The sequence below is a fragment of the Rhizobium sp. PP-F2F-G48 genome (assembly GCF_004342335.1).
In the GTDB taxonomy this organism is placed as follows: Bacteria; Pseudomonadota; Alphaproteobacteria; order Rhizobiales; family Rhizobiaceae; genus Ferranicluibacter.
The window spans coordinates 212346-235262 of the sequence record NZ_SLVH01000001.1 but is presented as its reverse complement, the minus strand read 5'-3'; the positions used below and the strand labels follow the sequence as shown (position 1 = coordinate 235262).

Genomic DNA, 22917 nt, shown 5'->3' with positions numbered 1-22917 from the left:
CCCTCCGCACTCGATAACTCAACCGCCGGATGTGCCGGTAGACGGGACACCCACCCCGAGACCGTTGACGAAGAGCATCTCCAGAAAACGGGCCGCATCCTCGAAACGTCCCTCGCCGGCGCGGTCCGGGCCGAGCACCGCCCGCACCTGCACGTCGAAGTCGGCATAATGCTGCGTCGTCGCCCAGATGGCGAAGATCAGGTGGTAGGGATCGCACTTGGCGATCTTTCCGGCCTTGGCCCAGGCGCGGATGACGGTCGCCTTCTCGTCCACCAGCGATTTGAGCGGCCCCATCAGGGCATCCTCGATCCGCGGCGCCCCCTGAAGGACCTCGTTGGCGAACAGCCGGCTCTCTCGCGGAAAATCCCGCGCCATCTCGAGCTTGCGCCGGATGTAGCCGCGGATCTCGGTCACCGGATTGCCCTCCGCATCGAACTCGCGCAGCGGATCGAGCCAGCTGTCGAGAACGCGCTCGATCAGCGCCCGGTGCATCGCTTCCTTGGTGCGGAAATAATAGAGCAGATTGGGCTTCGACATGCCCGCGACGTCTGCGATCTGGTCGATGGTGCTGCCGCGAAAGCCGTTGGTCGCAAACACCTCCAGCGCCGCCTCCAGGATCAGCTCTTCCTTCTCTTCCTGGATTCGCGTGCGCCGCTGCGTTTTCGCCGCCCTCGGTAATGCCATCCAAGCCCCCTTTCGCCAGCCTTCCGGCCGCCAGTCCATCGCGTCGTTCTGCCGTCTTTTCTTTTTTTGCTTTTCCGTCTTGAGTGCTGCAACGGAAGTTGTAATGTTTACCAACCGGTTAAATTATCAGTCACTTCAATGACAAACGCAACGACTGATACGAGGGCGAACAAAAAGAATGCCCCATTCGACCGGTGGGAACAACACAATCGAACGTCGGCCGAAGAGCGCCCCTGCGCCCTGCCGCGTCCGAACGGAGAGGGATAGACCATGGCCGCACCGGGCGAGAATATGCGGGTCGACGCCGACCGTCTCTGGGACAGTCTGATGCAGATGGCGGAGATCGGCCCGGGCATCGCCGGCGGCAACAATCGCCAGACGCTGACCGATGCGGATGCCGAAGGCCGGAGCCTGTTTGAGACCTGGTGCCGGGACGCGGGCCTGACCATGGGGCTCGACCGCATGGGCACCATGTTCGCCACCCGGCTGGGCACGGACCCGGACGCCCTGCCCGTCTATGTCGGCTCGCACCTCGACACCCAGCCGACCGGCGGAAAATATGATGGCGTGCTCGGCGTGCTCGCGGGGCTCGAAGTCGTACGGACCCTGAACGATCTCGGCCTGAAGACGAAACACCCGATCGTCGTCACCAACTGGGCGAACGAGGAAGGCGCGCGCTTTGCCCCTGCCATGCTCGCCTCCGGCGTCTTTGCCGGCGTCCACACGCTCGACTACGCCTATAGCCGCAAGGACCCGGACGGAAAAACTTATGGCGACGAGCTGACGCGGATCGGCTGGCGCGGCGAGGAAGAGGTCGGCGCGCGCAGGATGCATGCCTATTTCGAATATCACATCGAGCAGGGTCCGATCCTCGAAGCGGAGAACAAGGCGATCGGCGTCGTGACCCACTGCCAGGGTCTGTGGTGGCTCGAATTCACGCTGACGGGACGCGAGGCCCATACCGGCTCGACGCCGATGGGCCTGCGCGTCAATGCCGGGCTTGCCATGTCGCGCATCGTCGAGATGGTGCAGAAGGTCGCCATGGGCGAGCAGCCGGGTGCGGTGGGCGGCGTCGGCCAGGTGTTCTTTTCGCCCAATTCCCGCAATGTCCTGCCCGGCAAGGTCGTGTTCACCGTCGACATCCGCACGCCCGACCAGAGCAAGCTCGACCGCATGCGTGCCCGTATCGAGGCCGAGGCTTCCATGATCTGCGCCGACCTGGGCGTCGGTTGCTCGGTGGAGGCCGTCGGCCATTTCGACCCCGTCACCTTCGATCCGACGCTGGTCTCGACGGTTCGCACCGCTGCCGAAAAGCTCGGGCTCAGCCATATGGACATCATCTCCGGTGCCGGCCACGATGCCTGCTGGGCCGCCCGCGTCGCCCCCGCCACCATGATCATGTGCCCCTGCGTCGGCGGGCTCAGCCACAACGAGGCGGAGGAGATTTCGAAGGATTGGGCCAGCGCCGGCTGCGACGTCCTGTTCCACGCCGTGGTGGAGACGGCCGGGATTGTGGAGTAGGATCGTCACGCAAACAGGAGGAGAGCCATCATGGGTCGCCCGAGAGAATTGTCGCCGGAAGAACGCGCGGATTTGATAAGCCGAGGGTATCGCCCCGTGGAGATCTGGATCCCCGATGCCGACGACAGGACGTTTCAGGAACAACTTCAGCAGGAGGCACGACAGATCGCTGTGGCTCCTGAGGAAGACGAAATCATGGATTGGATCGCGGCCGTCGGGCCGGACAACTGGGACAAGCCATGAAGCTCAGCCGGGGAGATGTCGTAATTGCGGTTTTTCCGGCTGAACTTGGAAAACCCAGGCCTGCCGTCATCCTGCAGGCAGATGCCTTGATCGAACCGTTGAGCAGCATTCTTGCCTGCCCGATCACGACGCATCTGATCGACGCTCCGATCCTTCGGCCGATCGTCGCGCCGACCGTCGAAAACGGCTTGCAACACGTCTCTCAGGTCATGGTCGAGAAAATCTCGCCGCTGAAGAAGGACGTCATCCGCCAACGAATAGGCCATTTTCGGCCAGCGGATATGACGAGACTCGAAACCGCTCTTATCCTGGCCGTTGGCCTGCCTTATCCCGCTCTCCCGACGAGCGAAAAGAAACAACAACGGGAACATCCATGACCACCACCATCATCAAGAACGGCACCATCGTCACCGCCGACCTGACCTATGCCGCCGATATCCGCATCGAGAACGGCGTGATCGCCGACATCGGGCCGAACCTCACTGGTGGCGATGTGCTCGACGCGACGGGCTGCTACGTCATGCCCGGCGGCATCGATCCGCACACGCATCTGGAAATGCCGTTCATGGGCACCTATTCCGCCGATGATTTCGAGAGCGGCACGCGCGCGGCGCTCGCCGGGGGCACGACGATGGTGGTGGATTTCGCGCTGCCGAACCCGGGCCAATCGCTGCTCGAAGCGCTCGACATGTGGCACAACAAGACCTCGCGCGCGGCCTGCGACTATTCCTTCCATATGGCGATCACCTGGTGGGGCGCGCAGGTCTTTGAGGAAATGGAGACGATCGTCCGCGACAAGGGCATCAACACCTTCAAGCACTTCATGGCCTACAAGGGCGCGCTGATGGTGGATGACGACGAGATGTTCGCCTCGTTCCAGCGCTGCGCGGAGCTCGGCGCCCTGCCGCTCGTCCATGCCGAAAACGGCGACGTGGTGGCGCAGATGCAGGCCAAGCTGATCGCCGAGGGCAATGACGGGCCGGAGGCGCATGCCTATTCGCGGCCGCCGGAGGTCGAAGGCGAGGCGACGAACCGCGCCATCATGATCGCCGACATGGCGGGCTGTCCGGTCTATATCGTCCACACCTCCTGCGAGCAGAGCCACGAGGCCATCCGCCGCGCCCGGCAGAAGGGCATGCGGGTCTATGGCGAACCGCTCATCCAGCACCTGACGCTGGACGAAAGCGAATATGCCAATGCCGACTGGGACCACGCCGCCCGCCGCGTCATGTCGCCGCCGTTCCGCAGCAAGCAGCATCAGGACAGTCTCTGGGCCGGCCTTTCCTCCGGCTCGCTGCAATGCGTGGCGACCGACCACTGCGCCTTCACCACCGAGCAGAAGCGCTCAGGCCTTGGCGATTTCCGCAAGATCCCGAACGGAACGGGGGGCCTGGAAGACCGCATGCCGATGCTCTGGACCCATGGCGTCGCCACCGGCCGCATCACCATGAACGAGTTCGTCGCGGTGACCTCGACCAACATCGCCAAGATCCTCAATATCTATCCGAAGAAGGGCGCGATCCTCGTCGGTGCCGATGCCGACCTCGTCGTCTGGGACCCGAAGCGGACGAAGACCATTGCGGCGGCGACTCAGCAATCGGCGATCGATTACAACGTCTTCGAGGGAAAGACCGTCACCGGCCTGCCCCGCTTCACGCTGACCCGCGGCGTGGTGGCGATCGAGGAAGACACGGTGAAGACCCGCGAAGGTCATGGCGACTTCGTGCGCCGCCCGCCGGTGACGCCGGTCGCAAAAGCGCTCTCGACCTGGAAGGAGATCACGGCGCCGCGCAAGGTCACCCGGACCGGCATCCCGGCGAGCGGCGTCTGATGCGAACCCTCGTGCTCCTGGCCGCCTGCGGCTGCGTCTCCGGCGTCAGCGTGGCCGCGCCGACATTTCTCGACGGCGCCTATGGTAACGCCGAGGGCTGCGTCTATGCCAAGACGGGCGAATCGAGCGGCGCCGACGTCTTCTTCCTGCTCAACGACGAGGGCATCACCACGGCCACTGCCTATTGCCAGTTCGAGGGAACGGCCGGGAAAACCGCGACCGGCTTTACCGTCCGCACCCAGTGCGACTCCGAAGGCGAGGTCGGCCCGAAGGAAACCGTCGCGCTCGACAAAAGTGCGAAGGGCTATACGATCCGTTTCAAGGACGGCACCACATGGGGACCGCTTTCGCAATGCCGCAGATAAGACCCGATGCCTTCTCCCCGAACACCGCGTCGCCGGACGCCCGCTCCGTCGTTTCCGCCCGGGGTCTCGGCCTCACCTTCAAGACCGATGATGGCCCGGTCACGGCTCTGACGGGCGTCGATCTCGATGTGCGCAAGGGCGATTTCGTCTCCTTCATCGGCCCGTCGGGCTGCGGCAAGACCACCTTCCTGCGCGTCATCGCGGATCTGGAAAAGCCGACCGCCGGCACGATCACGGTCAACGGCACGACGCCCGAGGATGCGCGCAAGAACCGTTCCTATGGCTACGTCTTCCAGGCCGCAGCCCTCTATCCCTGGCGCACGATCGAGCAGAACATCGCGCTGCCGCTCGAAATCATGGGCTATGGCGAGGCCGAGAAGCGGGCGCGGATCGAGCGGACGCTGGCGCTCGTCAATCTCTCGGGCTTCGGCAAGAAATTTCCCTGGCAGCTTTCCGGCGGCATGCAGCAGCGCGCCTCCATCGCCCGCGCGCTGGCCTTCGATGCCGACCTCCTGTTGATGGACGAGCCCTTCGGCGCGCTGGACGAAATCGTCCGCGACCACCTGAACGAGCAGCTGCTCGAACTCTGGGCACGCACCGAAAAGACCATCTGCTTCGTCACCCACTCGATCCCCGAGGCCGTGTACCTCTCCACCAAGATCGTCGTCATGAGCCCCCGCCCCGGCCGGATCACCGACGTCATCGAATCGACCCTGCCCCGGGAGCGTCCGCTGGATATCCGCGAAACCCCGGAATTCCTGGAGATCGCCAGCCGTGTCCGGGACGGTTTGCGGGCGGGACACAGCTATGATGAGTAACGGCGGGATGCCTTGCGTCGACAGCCTCGCACCTCTCAGGACAGAGGCCACTTCATGACGAACCGGGAAAAGATCGTCCCCGTCCTCACCATTCTCGCGGCTCTCCTCGCCGTCTGGTACGCCGCCGTCGTTTTCCTCAATGCGCCGTTCGAGCGCGACACCGCCGCCCGGGCCGGCACCACCATCTCATTCTCGGAGATCGTGCCGCGGACGATGGCGCAGGCGCGGCCCGTTCTGCCGGCGCCGCATCAGGTGATGGCCGAGCTGTGGGATACGACCATCAACAAACCGGTGACCTCCAAGCGCAGCCTCGTCTATCACGCCTGGATCACGCTCTCCGCCACGCTGGTCGGATTCGGGCTCGGCACCCTGCTCGGCATCGCGCTTGCCGTCGGCATCGTGCACAACCGGGCGATGGACCGCTCGCTGATGCCGTGGATCATCGCCAGCCAGACCATCCCGATCCTCGCCATCGCCCCGATGATCATCGTCGTGCTCAACGCCATCGGCATTGCCGGCCTGCTGCCAAAGGCGCTGATCTCGACCTATCTCTCGTTCTTCCCCATCGCGGTCGGCATGGTAAAGGGCCTGCGCAGTCCGGAACAGATCCAGCTCGACCTGATGCGCACCTACAATGCGCGCCCCTCGCAGCTTTTCTGGAAGCTCCGCTGGCCGGCCTCCATGCCCTATCTGTTCACCTCGCTGAAGGTGGCGGTCGCGATCTCGCTGGTGGGCGCCATCGTCGGCGAGCTGCCGACCGGGGCCGTCGCCGGCCTCGGCGCCCGCCTGCTGGCCGGGTCCTATTACGGGCAGACGGTGCAGATCTGGTCGGCCCTGTTCATGGCCGCGGGCCTTGCCGCCGTGCTCGTCCTTATCGTCGGCGCCGCCCATTCCGCGGTGCTCCGCCGCATGGGAGTCCGCCCATGAACGCCATCCTCCCCGCCGTCCTCTTCTGGCTCGGCGCCTGGGCGCTCAACGAATGGCTGGTCCGCCGCAAACCGGCCTCCAAAGCTCTAGAGCGTACGCTCCGCCTCATCGTGCCCATTCTGTTCGGCGTCAGCCTGCTCGTGCTGTGGGAAGGTCTCGTGCGCGGCTTTGCGGTGCCGGCGGTGCTGCTGCCGCCGCCCTCGATGATCTGGACGCGGCTGATCTCGTCGCTGCCCACGCTCTGGGCGGATTTCCGCCAGACCTTCCTCAAATCCGTGATCACCGGCTATGTCACCGGCTGCGGCCTCGGTTTCCTCGTCGCCATCGCCATCGATCGCTCGCCCTTCCTGCAGAAGGGGCTGCTGCCGCTCGGCAATTTCGTCTCCGCCCTCCCCGTCGTGGGCGTCGCCCCGATCATGGTCATGTGGTTCGGCTTCGACTGGCCGTCGAAGGTGGCGGTCGTCGTCATCATGACGTTCTTCCCCATGCTGGTGAACACCGTGACGGGGCTTGCCGCCGCGAGCAGCATGGAAAAAGACTTGATGCAGACCTATGCGGCCTCCTGGTTCCAGACGCTGATCAAGCTTCGCCTGCCCGCCGCCTGGCCTTTCATCTTCAATGCGCTGAAGATCAACTCGACGCTGGCCCTGATCGGTGCCATCGTCGCGGAATTCTTCGGCACGCCGATCGTCGGCATGGGCTTTCGCATCTCCACCGAGGTCGGACGCATGAATGTCGACATGGTCTGGGCGGAAATCGCTGTGGCGGCGCTGGCCGGCTCGGTGTTCTATGGTGTGGTGGCGCTGGTGGAACGCGTCGTCACGTTCTGGCATCCGTCCGTCCGCGGTGGACGGGCGTAAAAAGAAGACGAACGATAACAAAGGGAACGCATATGAAACGGACAATCGCATCGCTTCTCATGTCCAGCGCGCTGTCGCTGGCCGCCTTCGACGCCATGGCGGCGGAAAAGGTGACGCTGCAGCTGAAATGGGTCACGCAGGCCCAGTTCGCTGGCTATTACGTCGCCAAGGACAAGGGTTTCTACGAGGCAGAAGGTCTCGACGTCGAGATCAAGCCGGGTGGCCCGGATATCGCCCCGCCGCAGGTCATCGCCGGTGGCGGCGCCGATGTCGTGGTCGACTGGATGCCCTCGGCGCTCGCCACGCGCGAAAAGGGCGTCGCCCTCGTCAATATCGCCCAGCCTTTCAAGAAGTCCGGCATGATGCTGACCTGCCTGAAGGAAAGCGGCGTCGCGAGCCCGGCCGATTTCAAGGGCAAGACGCTCGGCGTCTGGTTCTTCGGCAACGAGTATCCGTTCCTCTCCTGGATGAGCCAACTCGGCCTCAAGACGGATGGCGGGCCGGACGGCGTGACGGTCCTGAAGCAGGGCTTCAACGTCGATCCGCTGATCCAGAAGCAGGCCGCCTGCATTTCCACCATGACCTATAACGAGTACGGCCAGGTTCTCGACGCCGGCATCAAGCCGGAGGATCTCGTGACCTTCAAGTACGAGGACCAGGGCGTCGCGACGCTGGAGGACGGCCTCTACGTGCTCGAAGACAAGCTGAAGGACCCGGCCTTCAAGGACAAGATGGTCAAGTTCGTCCGCGCCTCCATGAAGGGCTGGAAATATGCCGAGGAGCATGTGGACGAGGCCGCCGGCATCGTGCTCGAAAACGACGCCACCGGCGCCCAGACCGAAGAGCATCAGAAGCGCATGATGGGCGAGATCGCCAAGCTCACCGCCGGCTCCAACGGCGCGCTGGACGAGGCGGACTACACCCGCACCGTCGCATCCCTCATGAAGGGCGGCTCCGACCCCGTCATCACCAAGGAGCCGACCGGCGCCTGGACGCACGAGATCACCGACGCGGCCCTGAAATAGGCCCACAGGTCTTCGACAGAAAGCAACGCGCGGCCTCGGTCGCGCGTTTCCGTTCTGCCTGAAAATTGCCTGATCCCGACGCCATATACCGTAAAAACCTCGTCCCAAGCGCGGTTTTCGCGCTTTTTGACGCAGATCGTGTCCATGATTCTGCGCGCGCGAAACCTGGGATGATGGTAAAGAGATTGCCGGGTGCAGTGCCGCGGGGGCGTGGCGCGTGCCTTCAGATCATGGGGCGGACAGGCGGCAATCGTCGTCTTTCAGCACAATTCGACAATGAGGACACGCCGATGGCGGCTGGAAGACCCTTTGCAGGTGGCATGCGCGCCAGGCCGGTTTCGGCCCCGTTGCCGGTTTCCGTGTTTCTCACCGTCCTCGCCCTGTCGGTCGCTCCTTCCCTGACACCTGCCGCCCTTGCGCAGGAGGCCGCAACGCACGAGGCGAAGACGCAGGCCAAGCCCGAGACGGCCTATCCCTCCATCGTGGTCACCAGGGCCGAAACGCGCGCGATCATCGACCGGGTGATCGCGACCGGGACGATCCAGGCCGTCGAGGAAACCTTCGTGCAGCCGCTTGTCGAAGGTCTGTCGATCCGCAGCCTCGCGGTGGATATCGGCGACAAGGTCGAGGCCGACGCCACCATGGCGACGCTGAACGAGGACGCCCTGCTGCTGACGCGCAGCCAGAACGAGGCAAGCCTTGCCAAGGCCCGCGCCTCGCTCGCCCAGTATCAGGCACAGCTCGTGGAGGCGCAGGCCAATGCGAAGGAAGCCGTCCGCGTCTCCGAGCGCAACGCGAAACTCAAGGACGCAGGCACCGTTTCCACGGCCCTCGCCGACCAGACGGAGGCTGCCGCCGCCGCAGCCCTAGCGCGCGTCACCTCGGCCGAGCAACTGATCGCGGTCGCGCAGTCCGACATCAAGGTGGTCGAAGCCCAGATGTCCGACGTGGATCTGCGGCTCGCGCGCACCGTCATCAAGGCGCCGGTCGCCGGCACCGTCTCCGCTCGCACGGCCAAGGTCGGCGCCATCGCCGCCGGCTCCGGGCAGCCATTGTTCACCATCATCCGCGACGGCGCCGTGGAAATGCGCGCCGACGTCTCGGAAGGCGATCTTCTGAAACTCGCCGTCGGCCAGAAGGCCAGCCTGAAGCTCGCCGACAGCAGCGTCACGCTCGACGGCAAGATCCGCCTGATTTCGCCGACGGTCGATGCCGACACGCGGCTCGGAACCGTTTTCATCAGCATCCTCGATCCCGAAAAGGCGCGCGTCGGCATGTATGCCAATGCCGACATCACGGTCGAGGAAAAACAGGCCCTGGCCCTGCCGCTGACGGCCGTGACCAGCGGCAAGACCGAAACCGTGGTGCGCAAGGTGCGCGACGGCGTGGTGGAGATGGCGCGGATCGAGACGGGCATCCAGGACGGTCGTTACATCGAGATCGTCTCGGGCCTGAGCGAGGGCGACGAGGTCGTCGCGAAGGCCGGCGCCTATGTTCGCGACGGCGACCGGATCACGCCGGTCAAGGCCGCGGCATCCACCGGCAAGACGGCCACCAACTGAGGATCGACCCGCCATGAACTTCTCGGCCTGGGCCATTCGCAATCCGATCGCACCGATCCTCACCTTCGTGCTGCTGATGTTCCTCGGCTATCAGTCGTTCAACGCGCTGCCGATCACCCGCTTCCCCAACATCGACGTGCCCATCGTCTCCATCTCCGTCGCGCAGAGCGGGGCCGCCCCGGCCGAGCTGGAAACGCAGGTCACCAAGGAGATCGAGGATGCCGTGGCCGGCATCGCCGGGGTCAAGCACGTCACCTCGACCATCACCGACGGCATTTCCACGACCGGCGTCGAGTTCGAGATCGAGATTCCGACGAACCAGGCGGTGCAGGACACCAAGGACGCGATCGACCGCATCCGCGGCGACCTGCCGGCCGGCATCGAGGAGCCGATCGTCGCGAAGATCGATGTCGAGGGACAGGCGATCCAGACCTTTGCCGTCTCCGCACCGGACATGACGCTGGAAGAGATCAGCTGGTTCGTGGACGACACGGTGAAGCGTGCGCTGCAGGGCCAGACCGGCATCGGCCGGATCGACCGCTACGGCGGCGCCGACCGCGAGGTGCGGGTGGAACTCAGCGACAGCCGCCTCAATTCCTACGGCATCACCGCGACCGACGTGAACGCGCAGCTGCGCAAGATGAACACCGACCTCGGCTCCGGCCGCGGACAGATCGGCGGCAGCGAACAGGCGATCCGCACGCTCGGCGACGCCCGCTCCGTCACGGCACTTGCCGATACCATGATCGCCATGCCGAACGGCCGTTTCGTCCGCCTGTCGGAACTCGGCACCGTCACCGATACCTATGAGGAGCCGAAGAGCTTTTCGCGCTTCGACGGCACGCCCGTCGTCACCTTCGCCGTCTTCCGCTCCAAGGGTGCGAGCGAGGTCAGCGTTGCAGAGACCGTGGCGAAGTCTCTGGAGGCCGTACGCGCCGCCAATCCCGGCGTCTCGATCCAGCTCATCAACGACAGCGTCTACTTCACCTACGGCAATTACGAAGCCGCCTTGGACACGCTGATCGAAGGCGCGCTGCTGGCCGTGGCCGTCGTGCTGCTGTTCCTGCGAAACTGGCGCGCGACGTTGATTTCGGCCCTCGCTCTGCCGCTGTCGGCCATCCCCACCTTCTGGATCATGGACCTGCTCGGCTTCTCGCTGAACCTCGTCTCGTTCCTCGCCCTGACGCTGGCGACCGGCATTCTCGTGGACGATGCGATCGTCGAGATCGAGAACATCGCCCGGCATATCAAGATGGGGAAATCGCCCTATCGGGCGTCGATCGAGGCGGCGGACGAGATCGGCCTTGCGGTCATCGCCACCACCTTCACCATCATCGCCGTCTTCGTGCCGGTGTCGTTCATGCCGGGCATTCCCGGACAGTACTTCATCCAGTTCGGCCTGACGGTCGCCGTCTCCGTGTTCTTCTCGCTCATGGTGGCGCGCTTGATCACGCCGGTCATGGCGGCCTATCTCATGCGCTCCGGCGATGGCGACGGGCACGGCGAGGCGCGCGACGGCATCATGATGCGGGGCTATAGCTGGCTGGTCTCGGCCACGACGCGCCGCTGGTACATGCGCTACCTGACGCTCGCCGTCGCCATCGCCTTCCTCGTCGGCTCGGTGCAGCTGCTGCTCACCGTTCCCGGCAGCTTCCTGCCGCCGGAAGATGCTTCGCGCATCGTGCTGTCCGTCGAACTTCCGCCGGATGCCATGCTGGAAGACACCGACCGCACGAGCGCGGAAATCTACGACCGGATCAAGGATTTCCCCGGCGTCGAAGGCATCTTCGTGCTGGGCGGAGCCTCGCCCAAGGGCGATCTGGAGCTGCGCCGCGCGACCATTACGGTCATGCTGGAAAAGCTCGACCATTCGCTCGTCAACAAGCTGGTCAACAATCTCCTCGGCAGCCTTCCCCTGGTCGGGCAATACATGCCGAAGCTGCCGCCGGCCGGCCGTATCATTCCGCAGTCGCGGATCGAGGCCCAGATCTTCGCCGCCATCCATTCGATTCCGGATGTGCGTGTGCTGAAGCTGAACGACCGGGGCGAGCGTGACCTTGCGTTCAACCTCCTCTCCAACGACGAAGCGGCGCTGAACGAGGCCGTCGGCCTGCTGCAGGCCAAGCTGCGGGACGAGCCGGCGCTTGCCAATGTCAGCCCGGACGGCGCGCTGCCGCGCCCGGAGCTGCAGCTGCGCCCGCTGACCGAACGCATGTCGCGCCTAGGCATCACCACGTCCCAACTCTCCGATGTCCTCCGCGTCGCGACCATCGGCGACATCGACGCGGCTCTGACGAAGATCTCGCTCGACGACCGGCAGATCCCCATCCGCGTGCAGATCGACACCGATATGCGCACCGATCTCGCCGCCATCCGCAACCTCAAGATCCAGACGGCATCGGGCGCGCTCGTGCCCATTTCGAGCGTGGCCGACATCGCCTATTCGGAAGGTCCGAGCTCGATCAAGCGCTACGACCGCTTCCGTGTCGTCACCATGGGTGCCGATCTGCCGGTGGGCGTTGCGCTGGACACCGCCTCCGACCGCTTCAAGAAAGCCGCGAGCGAAGTCAGCCTGCCGGAGGGCGTCCGCTTCCTGGAAAGCGGCGATGCCGAGGTCCAGGCGGAAATGCAGTCCGGCTTCGTCCATGCCATGCTGCTCGGTCTTCTGTTGGTGCTCGTGGTGCTCATCCTCCTCTTCAAGGATGTGATCCAGCCCTTCACCATCCTCTTCTCGCTGCCGCTCGCCATCGGCGGCGTGGCGCTCGGCCTCATCGTCACCAACAACGCGCTCTCCATGCCCGTTCTCATCGGCATTCTCATGCTGATGGGCATCGTCACCAAGAACGCCATCCTGCTGGTCGATTTCGCCATCGAGATGAAGCGGCAGGGCATGGAGCGTGTGGATGCCATGGTGGAAGCGGGTCGCAAACGCGCCCGGCCGATCATCATGACCTCCATCGCGATGTCGGCCGGCATGCTGCCCTCGGCGCTCGGGGTCGGCGAAGGCGGCTCGTTCCGCGCGCCCATGGCCATCGCCGTCATCGGCGGGATCATCGTCTCCACCGTGCTGTCGCTGGTCGTCGTGCCCTCGTTCTTCCTGATCATGGACGATCTGTCCCGCCTGCTCGGCTGGTCCTTCGGCCGTCTGGTCGGCCGCAAGGAAATCGAGACCATTCCGCTCGAAAACACGGAACTCACGGAAAAGCTCGCCGCTCAGGCCGAGACGATCGAAACGCTGCAGGAGCGCCTCGCCCGCCTGGAAAGCCGCACGGCCCCCGGCACGCTGCGCGCCGTCGGCGGCACAGTGGTGACGCATCCGGCCCTGGCTGCGGAGTAGACGCAGGGGCACGCGCTGGACCGGCGCGCCGCCGGTTCCGGATAGGCGCTACGCCGCGGCCTTCTTCCATCCGGCCGCGAGCAGGCCGGCTCCGATCATCAGCGAGCCGCCCGTCCGGTTGACGATGCGCTGGACGCGCGGTTTGCCGATCGAATTGCGCGCCATCGAGGCCATCAGGCCGTAGGCCGCCGCATTCGCCGTGGCGAGCACGAGGAAGGTGGCTTCGAACACGACCATCTGGAACGCGATCGGCCGCGATGCATCGATGAACTGCGGCAGGAAGGCGATGAAGAAGATGATGCTCTTCGGGTTGAGCGCCGTCACCACATAGGTGTGCAGGAAGATGCGGATCGGCCGGTCCCTGGCCGGCGCCGCGTCTCCCGTCTCCGACGCGCCGCCGGAGACCGGCGCCCGCCAGAGCTTGATGCCGAGATAGATGAGATAGGCGGCACCGATCCATTTCAGCGCGGTGAAGATGGCGGACGAGGTCGCCAGCAGCGCGCCGAGGCCGAGCATCGACGCGGTCATCGCCGTGAAATCGCCCAGCGCGACGCCTGCAACCGTCGCCGCAGCCACCTTGCGACCATGGCTGAGCGCGTAGGAAATGACGAGAAGGATCGTCGGCCCGGGTATGGCCAGAAGGATGGCCGATGCGGCCACGAAGGCGAACCAATGTTCCCAGGACATGTTGCAACTCCCTTGTTGGCCGATCAACAATCCACAGGCGACGCCCTTTTGCAAGACCTTCCTAAAACGCCTGATGCAGGTTTCGCAACGAGGTCCCGGAACGCATTACAGCCCGCCTTCGACCCGCAGAAACTCCACGATCCGCTCCACGCCCTCGCCCCGCTTCATGTCCGAAAACACGAACGGGCGGGACTGGCGCATGCGGTCGGCGTCGCGCTGCATGACGTCGAGATCGGCGCCGACATAAGGCGCGAGATCCGTCTTGTTGATGACGAGAAGATCGGACCGCGTAATGCCGGGCCCGCCCTTGCGGGGAATTTCCTCACCCTGGCAAACGGAGATGACATAGAGCGTGATATCCGCGAGATCGGGCGAAAAGGTCGCCGCGAGATTGTCGCCGCCGGACTCGATGAAGACGATGTCGAGATCGGGAATGCGGCGATGGAGATCGGCAATGGCCTGCAGGTTGATCGTCGCATCCTCGCGGATGGCCGTGTGCGGGCAACCGCCTGTCTCGACGCCGACGATCCTGTCGGAAGGCAGCGCCTGCATGCGCACCAGCGCCTCGGCATCTTCCTGCGTATAGATGTCGTTGGTGACGACGGCGACCGACCACCTGTCGCGCATGGCCTTGCAGAGCTTGTCCGTCAGCGCCGTCTTGCCCGAGCCGACCGGCCCGCCGATGCCGACGCGCAGGGGTCCGTTGGAAGAAGCCATGAGAGTGTCCTTTCAAGTGCGCCAGTCCGGGTGAAGCTGTTCGTTGTGCCCCGGACGAGGCTGGGTCATGACGAGGTGAGGCCCCTGCACCGGGGCGTCACCGAAAATCGATCCGACAATGGGCCCCGATCCTTACGAGCGGAACAGGCGAGAGGCCAGCGTCTCGTGCCGCACACCTGCGATATCAGCGAGGATGCCGGCGGAGCCGAGATCGTCGAGCGAGCTTGCCGCCGCGCGCGCGGCCGTCACGGCGATCTCCGTTTCCAGCGCCGCCAGCACCGCCACCCCCGCCCGCTGGCCGAGAACGCCGCAGCGGATCGCCACCGAGATCTGGTTGGACGCGCTCGCATGCAGATAGGCCGCAATCGCGGGTTCGAGCCCCGCGCCATGAAGGCCGGCCACAGTGCCGACGGCAACCGGATAGGCCACCCGCTCCGGCAGCCGATCCTCGTTCCCGGTCGGCCAAGCCGACGCCGCGGCGAGAAAGGCCTCTCCCTGCAGCATGGTTTCCATCTGCCGCTCCTGGCTCCCGGCCATGGCCTCCGCCAGGGCGGCGACGGCGTGAAGCCTCTCGACCTCGCCGGCCGCACGATAGCTTTCCGCCAGCAGCACCGCATCGTTCCAGCCGGCTCCCTGCGCGAGAGCGCCCGAGAGCCAATCCTGGAGCGAGGCCGCATCCGCAACGCCGCCGTCCGCCACCGCCTGCTCCAGCCCGCTCGAATAGGAGAAAGCGCCGATGGGAAACGCCGGCGACAGCCAGCTCATCAGCCGAAGCAGCGCCTGTGTGCCTCCCGACGCCGGCGGTTTTTCCATCTTCTCCACGCGCGCGCTCGCAAGGATATCAGTCATGGGAATGGCGATGCCCTTTTCCCCCATGATCATGGCCGTGGTCGTGGTCGTGGTCGTGATGGTCATGCCCGGCATGATCATGGCCGCTGTGATAGGCGCCCCGCATCGGCTGGAACTGCGCCGTCACCTCGTTGACCGTTGCACCGAGGCCGATCAGCATGGAGCGGATGACGGGATCGCGCAGGATGACGATGCGGTCCTCGCGGATTTCGGCTTGCAGATGCCGGTTGCCCAGATGCCAGGCGAGTTCGATCAGGTGAAGACGGTCGCGCGGCACGATCTCGTAGAGCGGCTCCTCCACCGCGGCGATCAGGATATAGCCGCCGCCTTCCAGCACCAGTGCATCGCCGTCGGCCAGCATCACGGCCTGCTTCAGATCCAGCATGACGACGTCGTCATCCGGCAGATGCAGAAGCTTGCGCCGGAGATGCCGCTGGTCGTGCGGCAGGCGCAACAGGGCGACCGGCGTGATATCGGCCGGTGCAGGGGAAGCGATGGATGTCGAGCGATAGGGCATGATGTCCTCGATCAGTTGAAATGCTTGAGAGAAAAAGCGAGCGACACCGGCAACGGGTTCCAGAACCCGGTGCGAAGCCCCGCCGCCCGCAACACGCGCGCCGTCCAGGTGTTGCAGCCGGCAAGCGCGGTAAACCAGCCGGTCGCCTCGAAGAACCGGTCGGTCTGCCCGTAGCGCACATCCGGCACCGGCAAGACCTGACCTTCCCGCGTTGCAAAGCCCGCCGCGATCTCCTCGAGCAGCCGCGCATAGGCCGCCGGCCCGATGTCGAAGCCTTGCACGGTGGGCGAGGGTTCGGCAAGCGCGCCGAGGACATCCACATGCAGCACGGCGCGATCGAGCGTCAGGCCGCGCAGCAAGGGCAGCGGCTTCAGATCCGCCCAGGTCGGCGTCTCCAGATAGAAGGTGCGACCGCCCCGGCCGAAAACCATCCATCGCGCCGCGGGGTCATCGACCGGCACGCCGCTCGCCGCGAGAAACGGAAACCGCGCCAGGCTTTCCGCATCCACGGGAATGGCGATATCGGTGTGGATCGGGTTGGAGAGCACGAGAATCCGTCTCGCAACTTCTCCGCCCGCCTCCGACGGCGCGAAGAACGGCTGCGGCATGATGGTGCCGAGCCCCGCGGCCATGGCCAGAAGGAGCACCAGCACCGGCAGACCGATCAGCAGTCGTCGCAGACCCGTGCACAACTGTCTCATGTCGTCCACATCATGGCCGTCATCCGCCGAATCCGCCGCCGCGCGTGGTCATCGCGGTCACGCGCATCTAGAACAGGAAATAGCGCTGCGCCATCGGCAGCACCGTCGCGGGTTCGCAGGTCAGCAGTTCGCCGTCCGCCCGCACCTCGTAGGTTTCCGGGTCCACCTCGATCACGGGCGTCAGGCTGTTGTGGATCATCGAGGCCTTGCCGATGCCGCCGCGCGTGTTCTTCACCGCCATCAGCGTCTTCGCCACGCCAAGCCTGGCGGCAAGCCCGGCATCGAGCGACGCCTGCGACACGAAGGTGACCGACGAGTTGGTGCGCGCCTTGCCGTAGGAGCCGAACATCGGCCGGTAATGCACCGGCTGCGGCGTCGGGATGGAGGCGTTCGGGTCGCCCATAGGCGCGGCCGCGATCATGCCGCCGAGCAGCACCATGTCCGGCTTCACCCCGAAGAAGGCCGGGTTCCACATCACGAGATCCGCCCGCTTGCCGACCTCCACCGATCCGATCGCATGGGACAGCCCGTGCGCGATGGCGGGGTTGATCGTGTACTTCGCGATATAGCGCTTCACCCGCATATTGTCGTTGTCGCCGGTCTCGCTCGGCAGACGCCCGCGCTGGCGCTTCATCTTGTCGGCCGTCTGCCAGGTGCGGATCGCCACCTCGCCGACGCGGCCCATCGCCTGGCTGTCGGAGGAGATGATCGAGAAGGCGCCGATATCGTGCAGGATATCCTCGGCGGCGATCGTCTCCTTGCGGATGCGGCTTTCGGCGAAGGCGATATCTTCGGGGATCGACGGCGACAGGTGATGGCAGACCATCAGCATGTCCAGATGCTCGGCCAGCGTATTGATCGTGTAGGGCCGCGTCGGATTGGTGGAGGACGGGATGACGTTCGGCTGGCCGCAGATCTTGATGATATCCGGCGCATGTCCGCCGCCTGCCCCTTCGGTGTGGAAGGCGTGGATGGTGCGGCCCTTCAGGGCGGCGATGGAATCTTCCACGAAGCCGCTTTCGTTCAGCGTGTCCGTGTGGATCATCACCTGCACGTCGTACTCGTCGGCCACCGACAGGCAGCAGTCGATGGCGGCCGGCGTCGTGCCCCAGTCTTCGTGCAGCTTCAGCGACGTGGCCCCGCCGAGCACCATTTCGACGAGCGCGCCCGGCAGCGAGGCATTGCCCTTGCCGGCAAACGCAAGGTTCATCGGAAAGGCATCGGCCGCCTCGATCATCCGCGCCAGATGCCATGGACCGGGCGTGCAGGTCGTCGCCAGCGTGCCGTGTGCCGGGCCCGTGCCACCGCCGAGCATGGTGGTGAGGCCCGACATCAGCGCCTCCTCGATCTGCTGCGGGCAGATGAAATGGATGTGGCTGTCCATGCCGCCGGCCGTGATGATCTTGCCTTCGGCGGCGATCGCCTCCGTGCCCGGCCCGACGATGATATCGACATTCGGCTGCGTATCCGGATTGCCGGCCTTGCCGATGGCGACGATCAGCCCGTCCTTCAGCCCGATATCGGCCTTGACGATCCCCCAGTGATCGACGATCAGCGCATTGGTGATGACGGTATCCACCGCGCCCTCCGCCCGCGTCACCTGGCTCTGCCCCATGCCGTCGCGAATGACCTTGCCGCCGCCGAACTTCACCTCGTCGCCATAGGTGGTGAAATCCTTCTCCACCTCGATGAACAGCTCCGTATCCGCCAGCCGAACCCTGTCGCCCGTGGTCGGGCCGAACATGTTGGCATAGGCGGCTCGGGACATCTTGTAGGACATGGGACTACCTCGATAGCTCGGAGAAAAGGGGCGACCGGGCCGCAGCGCGATCGAACGTATAGGTGGTGCGGCAGCCACTGCGGCTGTTGATCTCGCCGATCAGGTGGTCGGAAAAATCACCGGTGGAGTGCGCAAAGGCGCGTGCGGCGGCCCGAACGGCATCCTCGTCCTGAACGCGGATTTCAGGCGCATCGAGGATCCGGTCGATGATCGTGACGATCGCCGCGCGGCTCCGCTTCGTCCGCCGCGCCAACACCCAGATCGTCTCGGCAATCACGACGTGATTGACATGCAGAGGTCCTTCGGACGATCGAACGAGATTGCGGATCGCAGCCATCTCGGCCTCGACATCCTCGCCGAGCATGTCCCCGAAAAGCCAGCGGAGAAGAACGTTCGTATCAATCCCGTTCATCATCGTCTCCGCCACCGCGCATCTCGCGAACCCATCCGATGATCTCGTCGGTGGTCACGGGCCGGTCGAACTTCACGATCCCGCGCAGATCCTCAAAACTCTTTCCCGGCTTGCGGATCTCGAACCCCCCGGCTTCGTTCGCGACGATCTCGACCGCGTCGCCATCCTTCAGCCCGAGCGTCGTCAGCACCGATTCCGGAACCTTGATCGTGCCCGCCGTGATCCTGACCGTTTCGCCCATAGCGCTCTCCTAGCTCCCGACCGCGAGAGACACTGCCGGCGCCGCACCGAGCCGGCGAAGCCGGCCCTCGGCGACCCAGCGCTCGACCAGTTGCGCCTCCGCGGCAAAGGGATGCCCGTCCCAGCCGACATGGGTGAAGCCGGCAAGCGCGATATCCGCGGCGGGATGAGCGCCCAGCACATCGGCGATCACGACGATGCCACTGCTCGGCACGATGTAGGGTGCAGGCGAAAACCCGGTGAGAATCTGTTCGACAAACCGCTGGGTTTGCCCGTCGAGCACCCGGAAGGTCTTGCCGGACGCCCGCGCGAAGGCTTCGAACGCCTCCGTCTCATCGTCGCAGAAGTCGTCCAGTTCGGGATGCGTGATGGCAAGCGGTGCCCGAAGGGCGGCAAAGAGAACAGGATTGCGAACGCACCAGAGGCCTGTCGCCCCCACCACTGCGGGATGATCTGCCCAGGCCGACGATTGGAGGCCGGTGGGTGCATCAGCGGAAACCGCACGCCCCAGCATCATCCTGGCCGGACGACCGGTGTTGCACACAGCGACGATGTCTGTCCGCTCGCCGGCCTGGGAGGAGCGGCAATCGTTGAAGCGGATGACGCAATCGGCACACGCGATCTCGGCGGCAGCGCTGTCCGGCACCGGCCCATTGCCAACGATCACGATGCGTGCACCGGTCTTCACAGCCTTCTCATGCCCCTGTTCCTGCCCGCCTTTTTGTCGGGTGCCGCATCGGAAACCATCGATCGGAACCCGCAGCCCGCGTCACGTTGAGACCCTTGAGGTCCCGCGGATGCGTCGATCAAGGATCGACCAGCGCCGCGTCCAATTCTGCCGTCCGCTTGATGGTCAGCTCGGCAAGGCAGCCGGCCACCAGCATCGGCTCCATGGTCCCGCCCCGCGCCTCGAAGCCGGCAAGCTCGCACTGCCCGTCACGATAACCGATCCAGGCCCGCTGCGCCGACTTCAACGCCTCGACGGCGCCGACCATGTTGTCGCCGAGATCGGCGAGATCCTTGTCCGTGGCCTGCGCGCGCGCCATCGTCTTGCGATAGCTTGCGTTCAACGCCTCGTCCGCCGTGTCGAACTCTATCTGCGCGCACAGCGTCAGATCGGTCTGCGTCGTCGCATTGTTGCAGTCGGGCTCGTCCGGACCGGCCGCAGAGGCTGACGCCGCGGCAAGAAACATCCAGGAGACCAGGGCAGCGCCCGAAATGAACCGTATCCTTGCCATGTCAGAGCGCTCCCATGACCTTCTGGCGGAAACCGTAGACTTCCCGCTTGCCGGCAAAGGGGATGAGCGTCACCTCGCGCGTCTGCCCCGGCTCGAAGCGGACGGCCGTGCCGGCCGGGATATCGAGCCGCCTTCCATGGGCCGCCGCACGATCGAAGGTGAGCCCCGCATTGGTTTCGGCGAAATGATAATGGCTGCCGACCTGCACCGGCCGGTCGCCGGTGTTCGACACCTGGATCGTCACGGTCTCGAGCCCCACATTCAGCTCGATCTCGCCCTCTGCCGCAAGGATTTCACCGGGGATCATCTTGTCTCTCCTCAAGGTCTCGATAGGCATGTTGCACGGCGATCGTGGCGGGCGGAAGATGCGGGCGGCGCGGCATCACGCCGCCGCGGCACAGCCTTGCGCTTTCAGAATGCGGTCGGTGGACGCCGGGTTCTTGACCAGCTTTTCGGCAGGGCGAACGGGGCGGCGGACGAGTTCGCCGGTGCAGTTCGGGCAACGTCCGTGCAGCACATCCGTCGCGCAGCTGGCGCAGAAGGTGCACTCGAAGCTGCAGATCATTGCCGCGCGGCTGTCGGCCGGCAGGTCCGTGTCGCAGCATTCGCAATTGGGTCGAAGCGCCAGCATGGAAACCTCAGCGAATGGGTTCGTGAACGGTGACGAGCTTCGTGCCGTCCGGGAAGGTCGCCTCGATCTGGATGTCGTGGATCATTTCCGGGATGCCCTCCATCACCTGCTCGCGCGTGATGACATGGGCGCCAGCCTCCATGAGGTCTGGCACGGAACGCCCGTCGCGCGCGCCCTCGACCACGAAATCCGTGATCAGCGCGATGGCTTCCGGATGGTTCAGCTTGACGCCGCGCTCCAGCCGGCGACGCGCCACCATGGCGGCCATCGAGATCAGCAGCTTGTCTTTTTCCCGGGGAGTGAGGTTCATGCGGTGCGACCCATCATCATCTTCGACATTCTCTACAGGCTCCAGACTTTCGGCACAGACGCGCTCCTGCGCAAGTGCGAAATCATCGGCACGAGGATTTTTCGCAAGGCGAATCCGTCCGTCGCAACGATCCGCGCGACGAGCTTTCCCTGCCCGCCGACCACGACATGGCTGACGCCGCCCGACCCGTTGGCGGCACCGTCGTCCAGCCGCTCGCGCAGGGGTTTCAGAGACCGCTCGCAATCGGCAGAGGTAAACAGCAGCGTGGCGAAAGCCACGTGACCGCTGAGCGAAAAAGCCCGTCGCGTCAGCGCGTCGATATCGCCGGACAGCCGCATGTTTTCGGCATGCAGCAGCGTGCCGCCCCTCACGATGCGCCACCGGTCGCGAAAGAGCCCGCTGCGCATGCGCTCACCCATGGCGGCGCGTCCCAGCAGCACGGCCTCGACGGCCAGGAACTCGGCATTCGCGGCAAGATCGACATCGAGCGACCGCGTCATCGAGGCCCGATCGAACAGGATCGTCTCCTGCGGCAACCAGTGGACGCGGGAGCCCGCCTCCGCCCGAATGGTCGTCGTCACCGCGGTCGTGCCGGCGCTCGCCTTATAGATCTTCTCGCAGGCCTGCGTCGTCAGCGTCAGCTCGGTCCCCGCGCCCGCGGCAAATCGCCAGTCCATCACGTCGCCACCGGTCAGCCCGCCGGAACTGTTGATCAGCACGGCCTCCATGCTGCCGTCGAACATGGTGGGAAGGCGCAGCTTGGCACAGCCCTCCTGGTAGAATTCCGCCAGCCGCGTGCGCCCGCCGGCCGATTTCGCGACCAGCCGTCCGCGCCCGAAGGCGCGCTGAGGGGCGGCCGGCGCCTTCTCCCGTCCGAGCTCAGACATCGCTTGCGCGATCAAACCGTGAGGTGCCGTCGGGCTTCCGGCGTGTCGAGCGTTTCGGCCGGGCCTTCATGTACAATCTCTCCGCGATCCATGATGTAGACATGGTCTGCAAGCTCGCGGCAGAAGTCAAGATATTGTTCCACAAGCAGAATTGCCATGCCGGTGGAATCCCGCAAATACTGGATCGCCCGGCCGATATCCTTGATGATCGACGGCTGGATGCCCTCCGTCGGCTCGTCCAGCACGAGGATCTTCGGACGCGTGACGAGCGCCCGGCCGATGGCGAGCTGCTGCTGCTGCCCACCGGAGAGATCCCCGCCGCGACGGCCGAGCATGGATTTCAGGATCGGAAACAGCTGGAAGATCTCGTCCGGCACGAAACGGTCCTTGCGGGCGACAGGCGCGTAACCGGACTCCAGGTTCTCCTTGACGGTCAGGAGCGGAAACACCTCCCGTCCCTGCGGCACGAAACCGACGCCGAGGCGCGCCCGATGATAGGGCGCCATGCCGTTCATGAGGGTCTCGTTGAAGGCCACCTTGCCGGCGCTGGTCGCATGCTGGCCCGTTACCGCGCGCAGAAGGCTGGTCTTGCCGACGCCGTTGCGGCCGAGCACGCAGGTGATCTTGCCCATCGGCGCCGTGATGGAGACGCCGCGCAGCGCCTGTGCCGCACCGTAATGGAGGTTGATGTTGTCGACGGTCAGCATGCTGCACCTCGTGTCATGGATGGGGTCGGTGCCTCGGCGTTTTCAGGGTGTCCCGCAGCCCGACCCGA

27 protein-coding genes are annotated in these 22917 nt (G+C 65.1%); 11 read left to right on the top strand and 16 right to left on the bottom strand.

The window, feature by feature from the left end; translation table 11 throughout:
* Positions 1-18 precede the first annotated feature (18 nt).
* A complete protein-coding gene (locus C8J36_RS01075) occupies positions 19-684 on the bottom strand; it encodes a TetR family transcriptional regulator C-terminal domain-containing protein (protein ID WP_062593286.1) in 666 nt (221 codons plus the stop codon).
* Between the two features lie 270 nt (positions 685-954).
* Between C8J36_RS01075 and C8J36_RS01070 the strand changes: the two genes are divergently transcribed.
* The 11 genes from C8J36_RS01070 (at position 955) to C8J36_RS01020 (ending at position 13173) form a co-directional block, all read left to right on the top strand.
* The gene (locus C8J36_RS01070) at positions 955-2205 is read left to right on the top strand and encodes a Zn-dependent hydrolase (RefSeq protein ID WP_132531683.1); all 1251 of its coding nucleotides are present in this window, start codon (positions 955-957) and stop codon (positions 2203-2205) included.
* Between the two features lie 30 nt (positions 2206-2235).
* Entirely contained in the window at positions 2236-2448 is a 213-nt protein-coding gene (locus C8J36_RS01065) for an antitoxin MazE-like protein (RefSeq protein WP_132531680.1), read from the top strand.
* Positions 2445-2825 (top strand): type II toxin-antitoxin system PemK/MazF family toxin, encoded by a 381-nt coding sequence (locus C8J36_RS01060; RefSeq protein ID WP_062591993.1) that lies wholly within the window; start codon positions 2445-2447, stop codon positions 2823-2825. Before C8J36_RS01065 ends, C8J36_RS01060 begins: the two co-directional genes overlap by 4 nt.
* On the top strand, positions 2822-4279 hold the full coding sequence (gene hydA / locus C8J36_RS01055; RefSeq protein ID WP_132531677.1) for a dihydropyrimidinase: 1458 nt from the start codon (positions 2822-2824) through the stop codon (positions 4277-4279). Before C8J36_RS01060 ends, hydA begins: the two co-directional genes overlap by 4 nt.
* Positions 4279-4644 (top strand): hypothetical protein, encoded by a 366-nt coding sequence (locus tag C8J36_RS01050; protein WP_132531674.1) that lies wholly within the window; start codon positions 4279-4281, stop codon positions 4642-4644. The genes hydA and C8J36_RS01050 overlap by 1 nt, the downstream gene beginning before the upstream one ends.
* The gene (locus C8J36_RS01045) at positions 4632-5462 is read left to right on the top strand and encodes an ABC transporter ATP-binding protein (protein WP_062591987.1); all 831 of its coding nucleotides are present in this window, start codon (positions 4632-4634) and stop codon (positions 5460-5462) included. The genes C8J36_RS01050 and C8J36_RS01045 overlap by 13 nt, the downstream gene beginning before the upstream one ends.
* Before the next feature lie 54 nt (positions 5463-5516).
* Positions 5517-6389 (top strand): ABC transporter permease, encoded by an 873-nt coding sequence (locus C8J36_RS01040; RefSeq protein ID WP_132531671.1) that lies wholly within the window; start codon positions 5517-5519, stop codon positions 6387-6389.
* On the top strand, positions 6386-7249 hold the full coding sequence (locus tag C8J36_RS01035; RefSeq protein WP_132531668.1) for an ABC transporter permease: 864 nt from the start codon (positions 6386-6388) through the stop codon (positions 7247-7249). Before C8J36_RS01040 ends, C8J36_RS01035 begins: the two co-directional genes overlap by 4 nt.
* A gap of 32 nt (positions 7250-7281) precedes the next feature.
* Entirely contained in the window at positions 7282-8274 is a 993-nt protein-coding gene (locus tag C8J36_RS01030) for an ABC transporter substrate-binding protein (RefSeq protein WP_062591981.1), read from the top strand.
* A gap of 290 nt (positions 8275-8564) precedes the next feature.
* Complete coding sequence (locus C8J36_RS01025; RefSeq protein WP_245506416.1) at positions 8565-9836, top strand: efflux RND transporter periplasmic adaptor subunit; 1272 nt, start codon at positions 8565-8567, stop codon at positions 9834-9836.
* 13 nt (positions 9837-9849) lie between these two features.
* Positions 9850-13173 (top strand): efflux RND transporter permease subunit, encoded by a 3324-nt coding sequence (locus tag C8J36_RS01020; RefSeq protein WP_132531665.1) that lies wholly within the window; start codon positions 9850-9852, stop codon positions 13171-13173.
* A 48-nt stretch (positions 13174-13221) separates the two neighbouring features.
* Here C8J36_RS01020 and C8J36_RS01015 read toward each other — a convergent pair whose 3' ends face one another.
* The 15 genes from C8J36_RS01015 to urtE form a co-directional block, all read right to left on the bottom strand.
* Positions 13222-13860, bottom strand: coding sequence for a LysE family translocator (locus C8J36_RS01015; RefSeq protein ID WP_132531662.1), 639 nt, complete (start codon positions 13858-13860; stop codon positions 13222-13224).
* Positions 13861-13965: 105 nt separating this feature from the next.
* The gene (ureG, locus tag C8J36_RS01010) at positions 13966-14577 is read right to left on the bottom strand and encodes an urease accessory protein UreG (protein WP_132531659.1); all 612 of its coding nucleotides are present in this window, start codon (positions 14575-14577) and stop codon (positions 13966-13968) included.
* A gap of 132 nt (positions 14578-14709) precedes the next feature.
* Entirely contained in the window at positions 14710-15390 is a 681-nt protein-coding gene (locus C8J36_RS01005) for an urease accessory protein UreF (protein WP_132532947.1), read from the bottom strand.
* A gap of 28 nt (positions 15391-15418) precedes the next feature.
* The gene (gene ureE / locus C8J36_RS01000) at positions 15419-15943 is read right to left on the bottom strand and encodes an urease accessory protein UreE (protein WP_132531656.1); all 525 of its coding nucleotides are present in this window, start codon (positions 15941-15943) and stop codon (positions 15419-15421) included.
* A gap of 11 nt (positions 15944-15954) precedes the next feature.
* Positions 15955-16635 carry a TIGR02117 family protein gene (locus C8J36_RS00995; RefSeq protein ID WP_132532945.1) on the bottom strand — a complete coding sequence of 227 codons (681 nt, stop codon included), beginning with the start codon at positions 16633-16635 and terminating at the stop codon, positions 15955-15957.
* Positions 16636-16711: 76 nt separating this feature from the next.
* Complete coding sequence (gene ureC / locus C8J36_RS00990) at positions 16712-18424, bottom strand: urease subunit alpha (protein ID WP_062591970.1); 1713 nt, start codon at positions 18422-18424, stop codon at positions 16712-16714.
* Between the two features lie 4 nt (positions 18425-18428).
* Positions 18429-18836, bottom strand: coding sequence for a PIN domain-containing protein (locus C8J36_RS00985; RefSeq protein WP_165914916.1), 408 nt, complete (start codon positions 18834-18836; stop codon positions 18429-18431).
* A complete protein-coding gene (locus tag C8J36_RS00980; RefSeq protein WP_062591966.1) occupies positions 18823-19077 on the bottom strand; it encodes a hypothetical protein in 255 nt (84 codons plus the stop codon). The genes C8J36_RS00985 and C8J36_RS00980 overlap by 14 nt, the downstream gene beginning before the upstream one ends.
* Positions 19078-19086: 9 nt before the next feature.
* Entirely contained in the window at positions 19087-19743 is a 657-nt protein-coding gene (locus C8J36_RS00975; protein ID WP_132532943.1) for a Urease operon accessory protein, read from the bottom strand.
* Positions 19744-19882: 139 nt separating this feature from the next.
* The gene (locus C8J36_RS00970) at positions 19883-20269 is read right to left on the bottom strand and encodes a lysozyme inhibitor LprI family protein (protein WP_132532942.1); all 387 of its coding nucleotides are present in this window, start codon (positions 20267-20269) and stop codon (positions 19883-19885) included.
* 46 nt (positions 20270-20315) lie between these two features.
* Complete coding sequence (locus C8J36_RS00965) at positions 20316-20621, bottom strand: urease subunit beta (protein WP_132531651.1); 306 nt, start codon at positions 20619-20621, stop codon at positions 20316-20318.
* A 75-nt stretch (positions 20622-20696) separates the two neighbouring features.
* Complete coding sequence (locus C8J36_RS00960; RefSeq protein ID WP_062591959.1) at positions 20697-20945, bottom strand: DUF1272 domain-containing protein; 249 nt, start codon at positions 20943-20945, stop codon at positions 20697-20699.
* A 7-nt stretch (positions 20946-20952) separates the two neighbouring features.
* Positions 20953-21255 carry an urease subunit gamma gene (locus C8J36_RS00955; protein WP_062591957.1) on the bottom strand — a complete coding sequence of 101 codons (303 nt, stop codon included), beginning with the start codon at positions 21253-21255 and terminating at the stop codon, positions 20953-20955.
* A gap of 32 nt (positions 21256-21287) precedes the next feature.
* Positions 21288-22142, bottom strand: coding sequence for an urease accessory protein UreD (locus C8J36_RS00950; protein WP_132531648.1), 855 nt, complete (start codon positions 22140-22142; stop codon positions 21288-21290).
* 11 nt (positions 22143-22153) lie between these two features.
* Entirely contained in the window at positions 22154-22849 is a 696-nt protein-coding gene (urtE, locus tag C8J36_RS00945) for an urea ABC transporter ATP-binding subunit UrtE (RefSeq protein WP_132531645.1), read from the bottom strand.
* Positions 22850-22917 lie beyond the last annotated feature (68 nt).

Bases quoted from the DNA above. Each gene is read 5' to 3' on its own strand.
- C8J36_RS01005 (WP_132532947.1), bottom strand. From the start codon at position 15,390: ATGGAAAAACCGCCGGCGTCGGGAGGCACACAGGCGCTGCTTCGGCTG.
- C8J36_RS01030 (WP_062591981.1), top strand. From the start codon at position 7,282: ATGAAACGGACAATCGCATCGCTTCTCATGTCCAGCGCGCTGTCGCTG.
- ureC (WP_062591970.1), bottom strand. From the start codon at position 18,424: ATGTCCTACAAGATGTCCCGAGCCGCCTATGCCAACATGTTCGGCCCG.
- C8J36_RS00960 (WP_062591959.1), bottom strand. From the start codon at position 20,945: ATGCTGGCGCTTCGACCCAATTGCGAATGCTGCGACACGGACCTGCCG.
- C8J36_RS01060 (WP_062591993.1), top strand. From the start codon at position 2,445: ATGAAGCTCAGCCGGGGAGATGTCGTAATTGCGGTTTTTCCGGCTGAA.
- C8J36_RS01035 (WP_132531668.1), top strand. From the start codon at position 6,386: ATGAACGCCATCCTCCCCGCCGTCCTCTTCTGGCTCGGCGCCTGGGCG.
- C8J36_RS00965 (WP_132531651.1), bottom strand. From the start codon at position 20,621: ATGATCCCCGGTGAAATCCTTGCGGCAGAGGGCGAGATCGAGCTGAAT.
- C8J36_RS00985 (WP_165914916.1), bottom strand. From the start codon at position 18,836: ATGAACGGGATTGATACGAACGTTCTTCTCCGCTGGCTTTTCGGGGAC.
- C8J36_RS01015 (WP_132531662.1), bottom strand. From the start codon at position 13,860: ATGTCCTGGGAACATTGGTTCGCCTTCGTGGCCGCATCGGCCATCCTT.
- C8J36_RS01020 (WP_132531665.1), top strand. From the start codon at position 9,850: ATGAACTTCTCGGCCTGGGCCATTCGCAATCCGATCGCACCGATCCTC.
- C8J36_RS01075 (WP_062593286.1), bottom strand. From the start codon at position 684: ATGGCATTACCGAGGGCGGCGAAAACGCAGCGGCGCACGCGAATCCAG.
- C8J36_RS01040 (WP_132531671.1), top strand. From the start codon at position 5,517: ATGACGAACCGGGAAAAGATCGTCCCCGTCCTCACCATTCTCGCGGCT.
- C8J36_RS00950 (WP_132531648.1), bottom strand. From the start codon at position 22,142: ATGTCTGAGCTCGGACGGGAGAAGGCGCCGGCCGCCCCTCAGCGCGCC.
- C8J36_RS00970 (WP_132532942.1), bottom strand. From the start codon at position 20,269: ATGTTTCTTGCCGCGGCGTCAGCCTCTGCGGCCGGTCCGGACGAGCCC.
- C8J36_RS01070 (WP_132531683.1), top strand. From the start codon at position 955: ATGGCCGCACCGGGCGAGAATATGCGGGTCGACGCCGACCGTCTCTGG.
- C8J36_RS00980 (WP_062591966.1), bottom strand. From the start codon at position 19,077: ATGGGCGAAACGGTCAGGATCACGGCGGGCACGATCAAGGTTCCGGAA.
- C8J36_RS00955 (WP_062591957.1), bottom strand. From the start codon at position 21,255: ATGAACCTCACTCCCCGGGAAAAAGACAAGCTGCTGATCTCGATGGCC.
- C8J36_RS01050 (WP_132531674.1), top strand. From the start codon at position 4,279: ATGCGAACCCTCGTGCTCCTGGCCGCCTGCGGCTGCGTCTCCGGCGTC.
- C8J36_RS01065 (WP_132531680.1), top strand. From the start codon at position 2,236: ATGGGTCGCCCGAGAGAATTGTCGCCGGAAGAACGCGCGGATTTGATA.
- ureE (WP_132531656.1), bottom strand. From the start codon at position 15,943: ATGCCCTATCGCTCGACATCCATCGCTTCCCCTGCACCGGCCGATATC.
- hydA (WP_132531677.1), top strand. From the start codon at position 2,822: ATGACCACCACCATCATCAAGAACGGCACCATCGTCACCGCCGACCTG.
- C8J36_RS01025 (WP_245506416.1), top strand. From the start codon at position 8,565: ATGGCGGCTGGAAGACCCTTTGCAGGTGGCATGCGCGCCAGGCCGGTT.
- C8J36_RS01045 (WP_062591987.1), top strand. From the start codon at position 4,632: ATGCCGCAGATAAGACCCGATGCCTTCTCCCCGAACACCGCGTCGCCG.
- urtE (WP_132531645.1), bottom strand. From the start codon at position 22,849: ATGCTGACCGTCGACAACATCAACCTCCATTACGGTGCGGCACAGGCG.
- ureG (WP_132531659.1), bottom strand. From the start codon at position 14,577: ATGGCTTCTTCCAACGGACCCCTGCGCGTCGGCATCGGCGGGCCGGTC.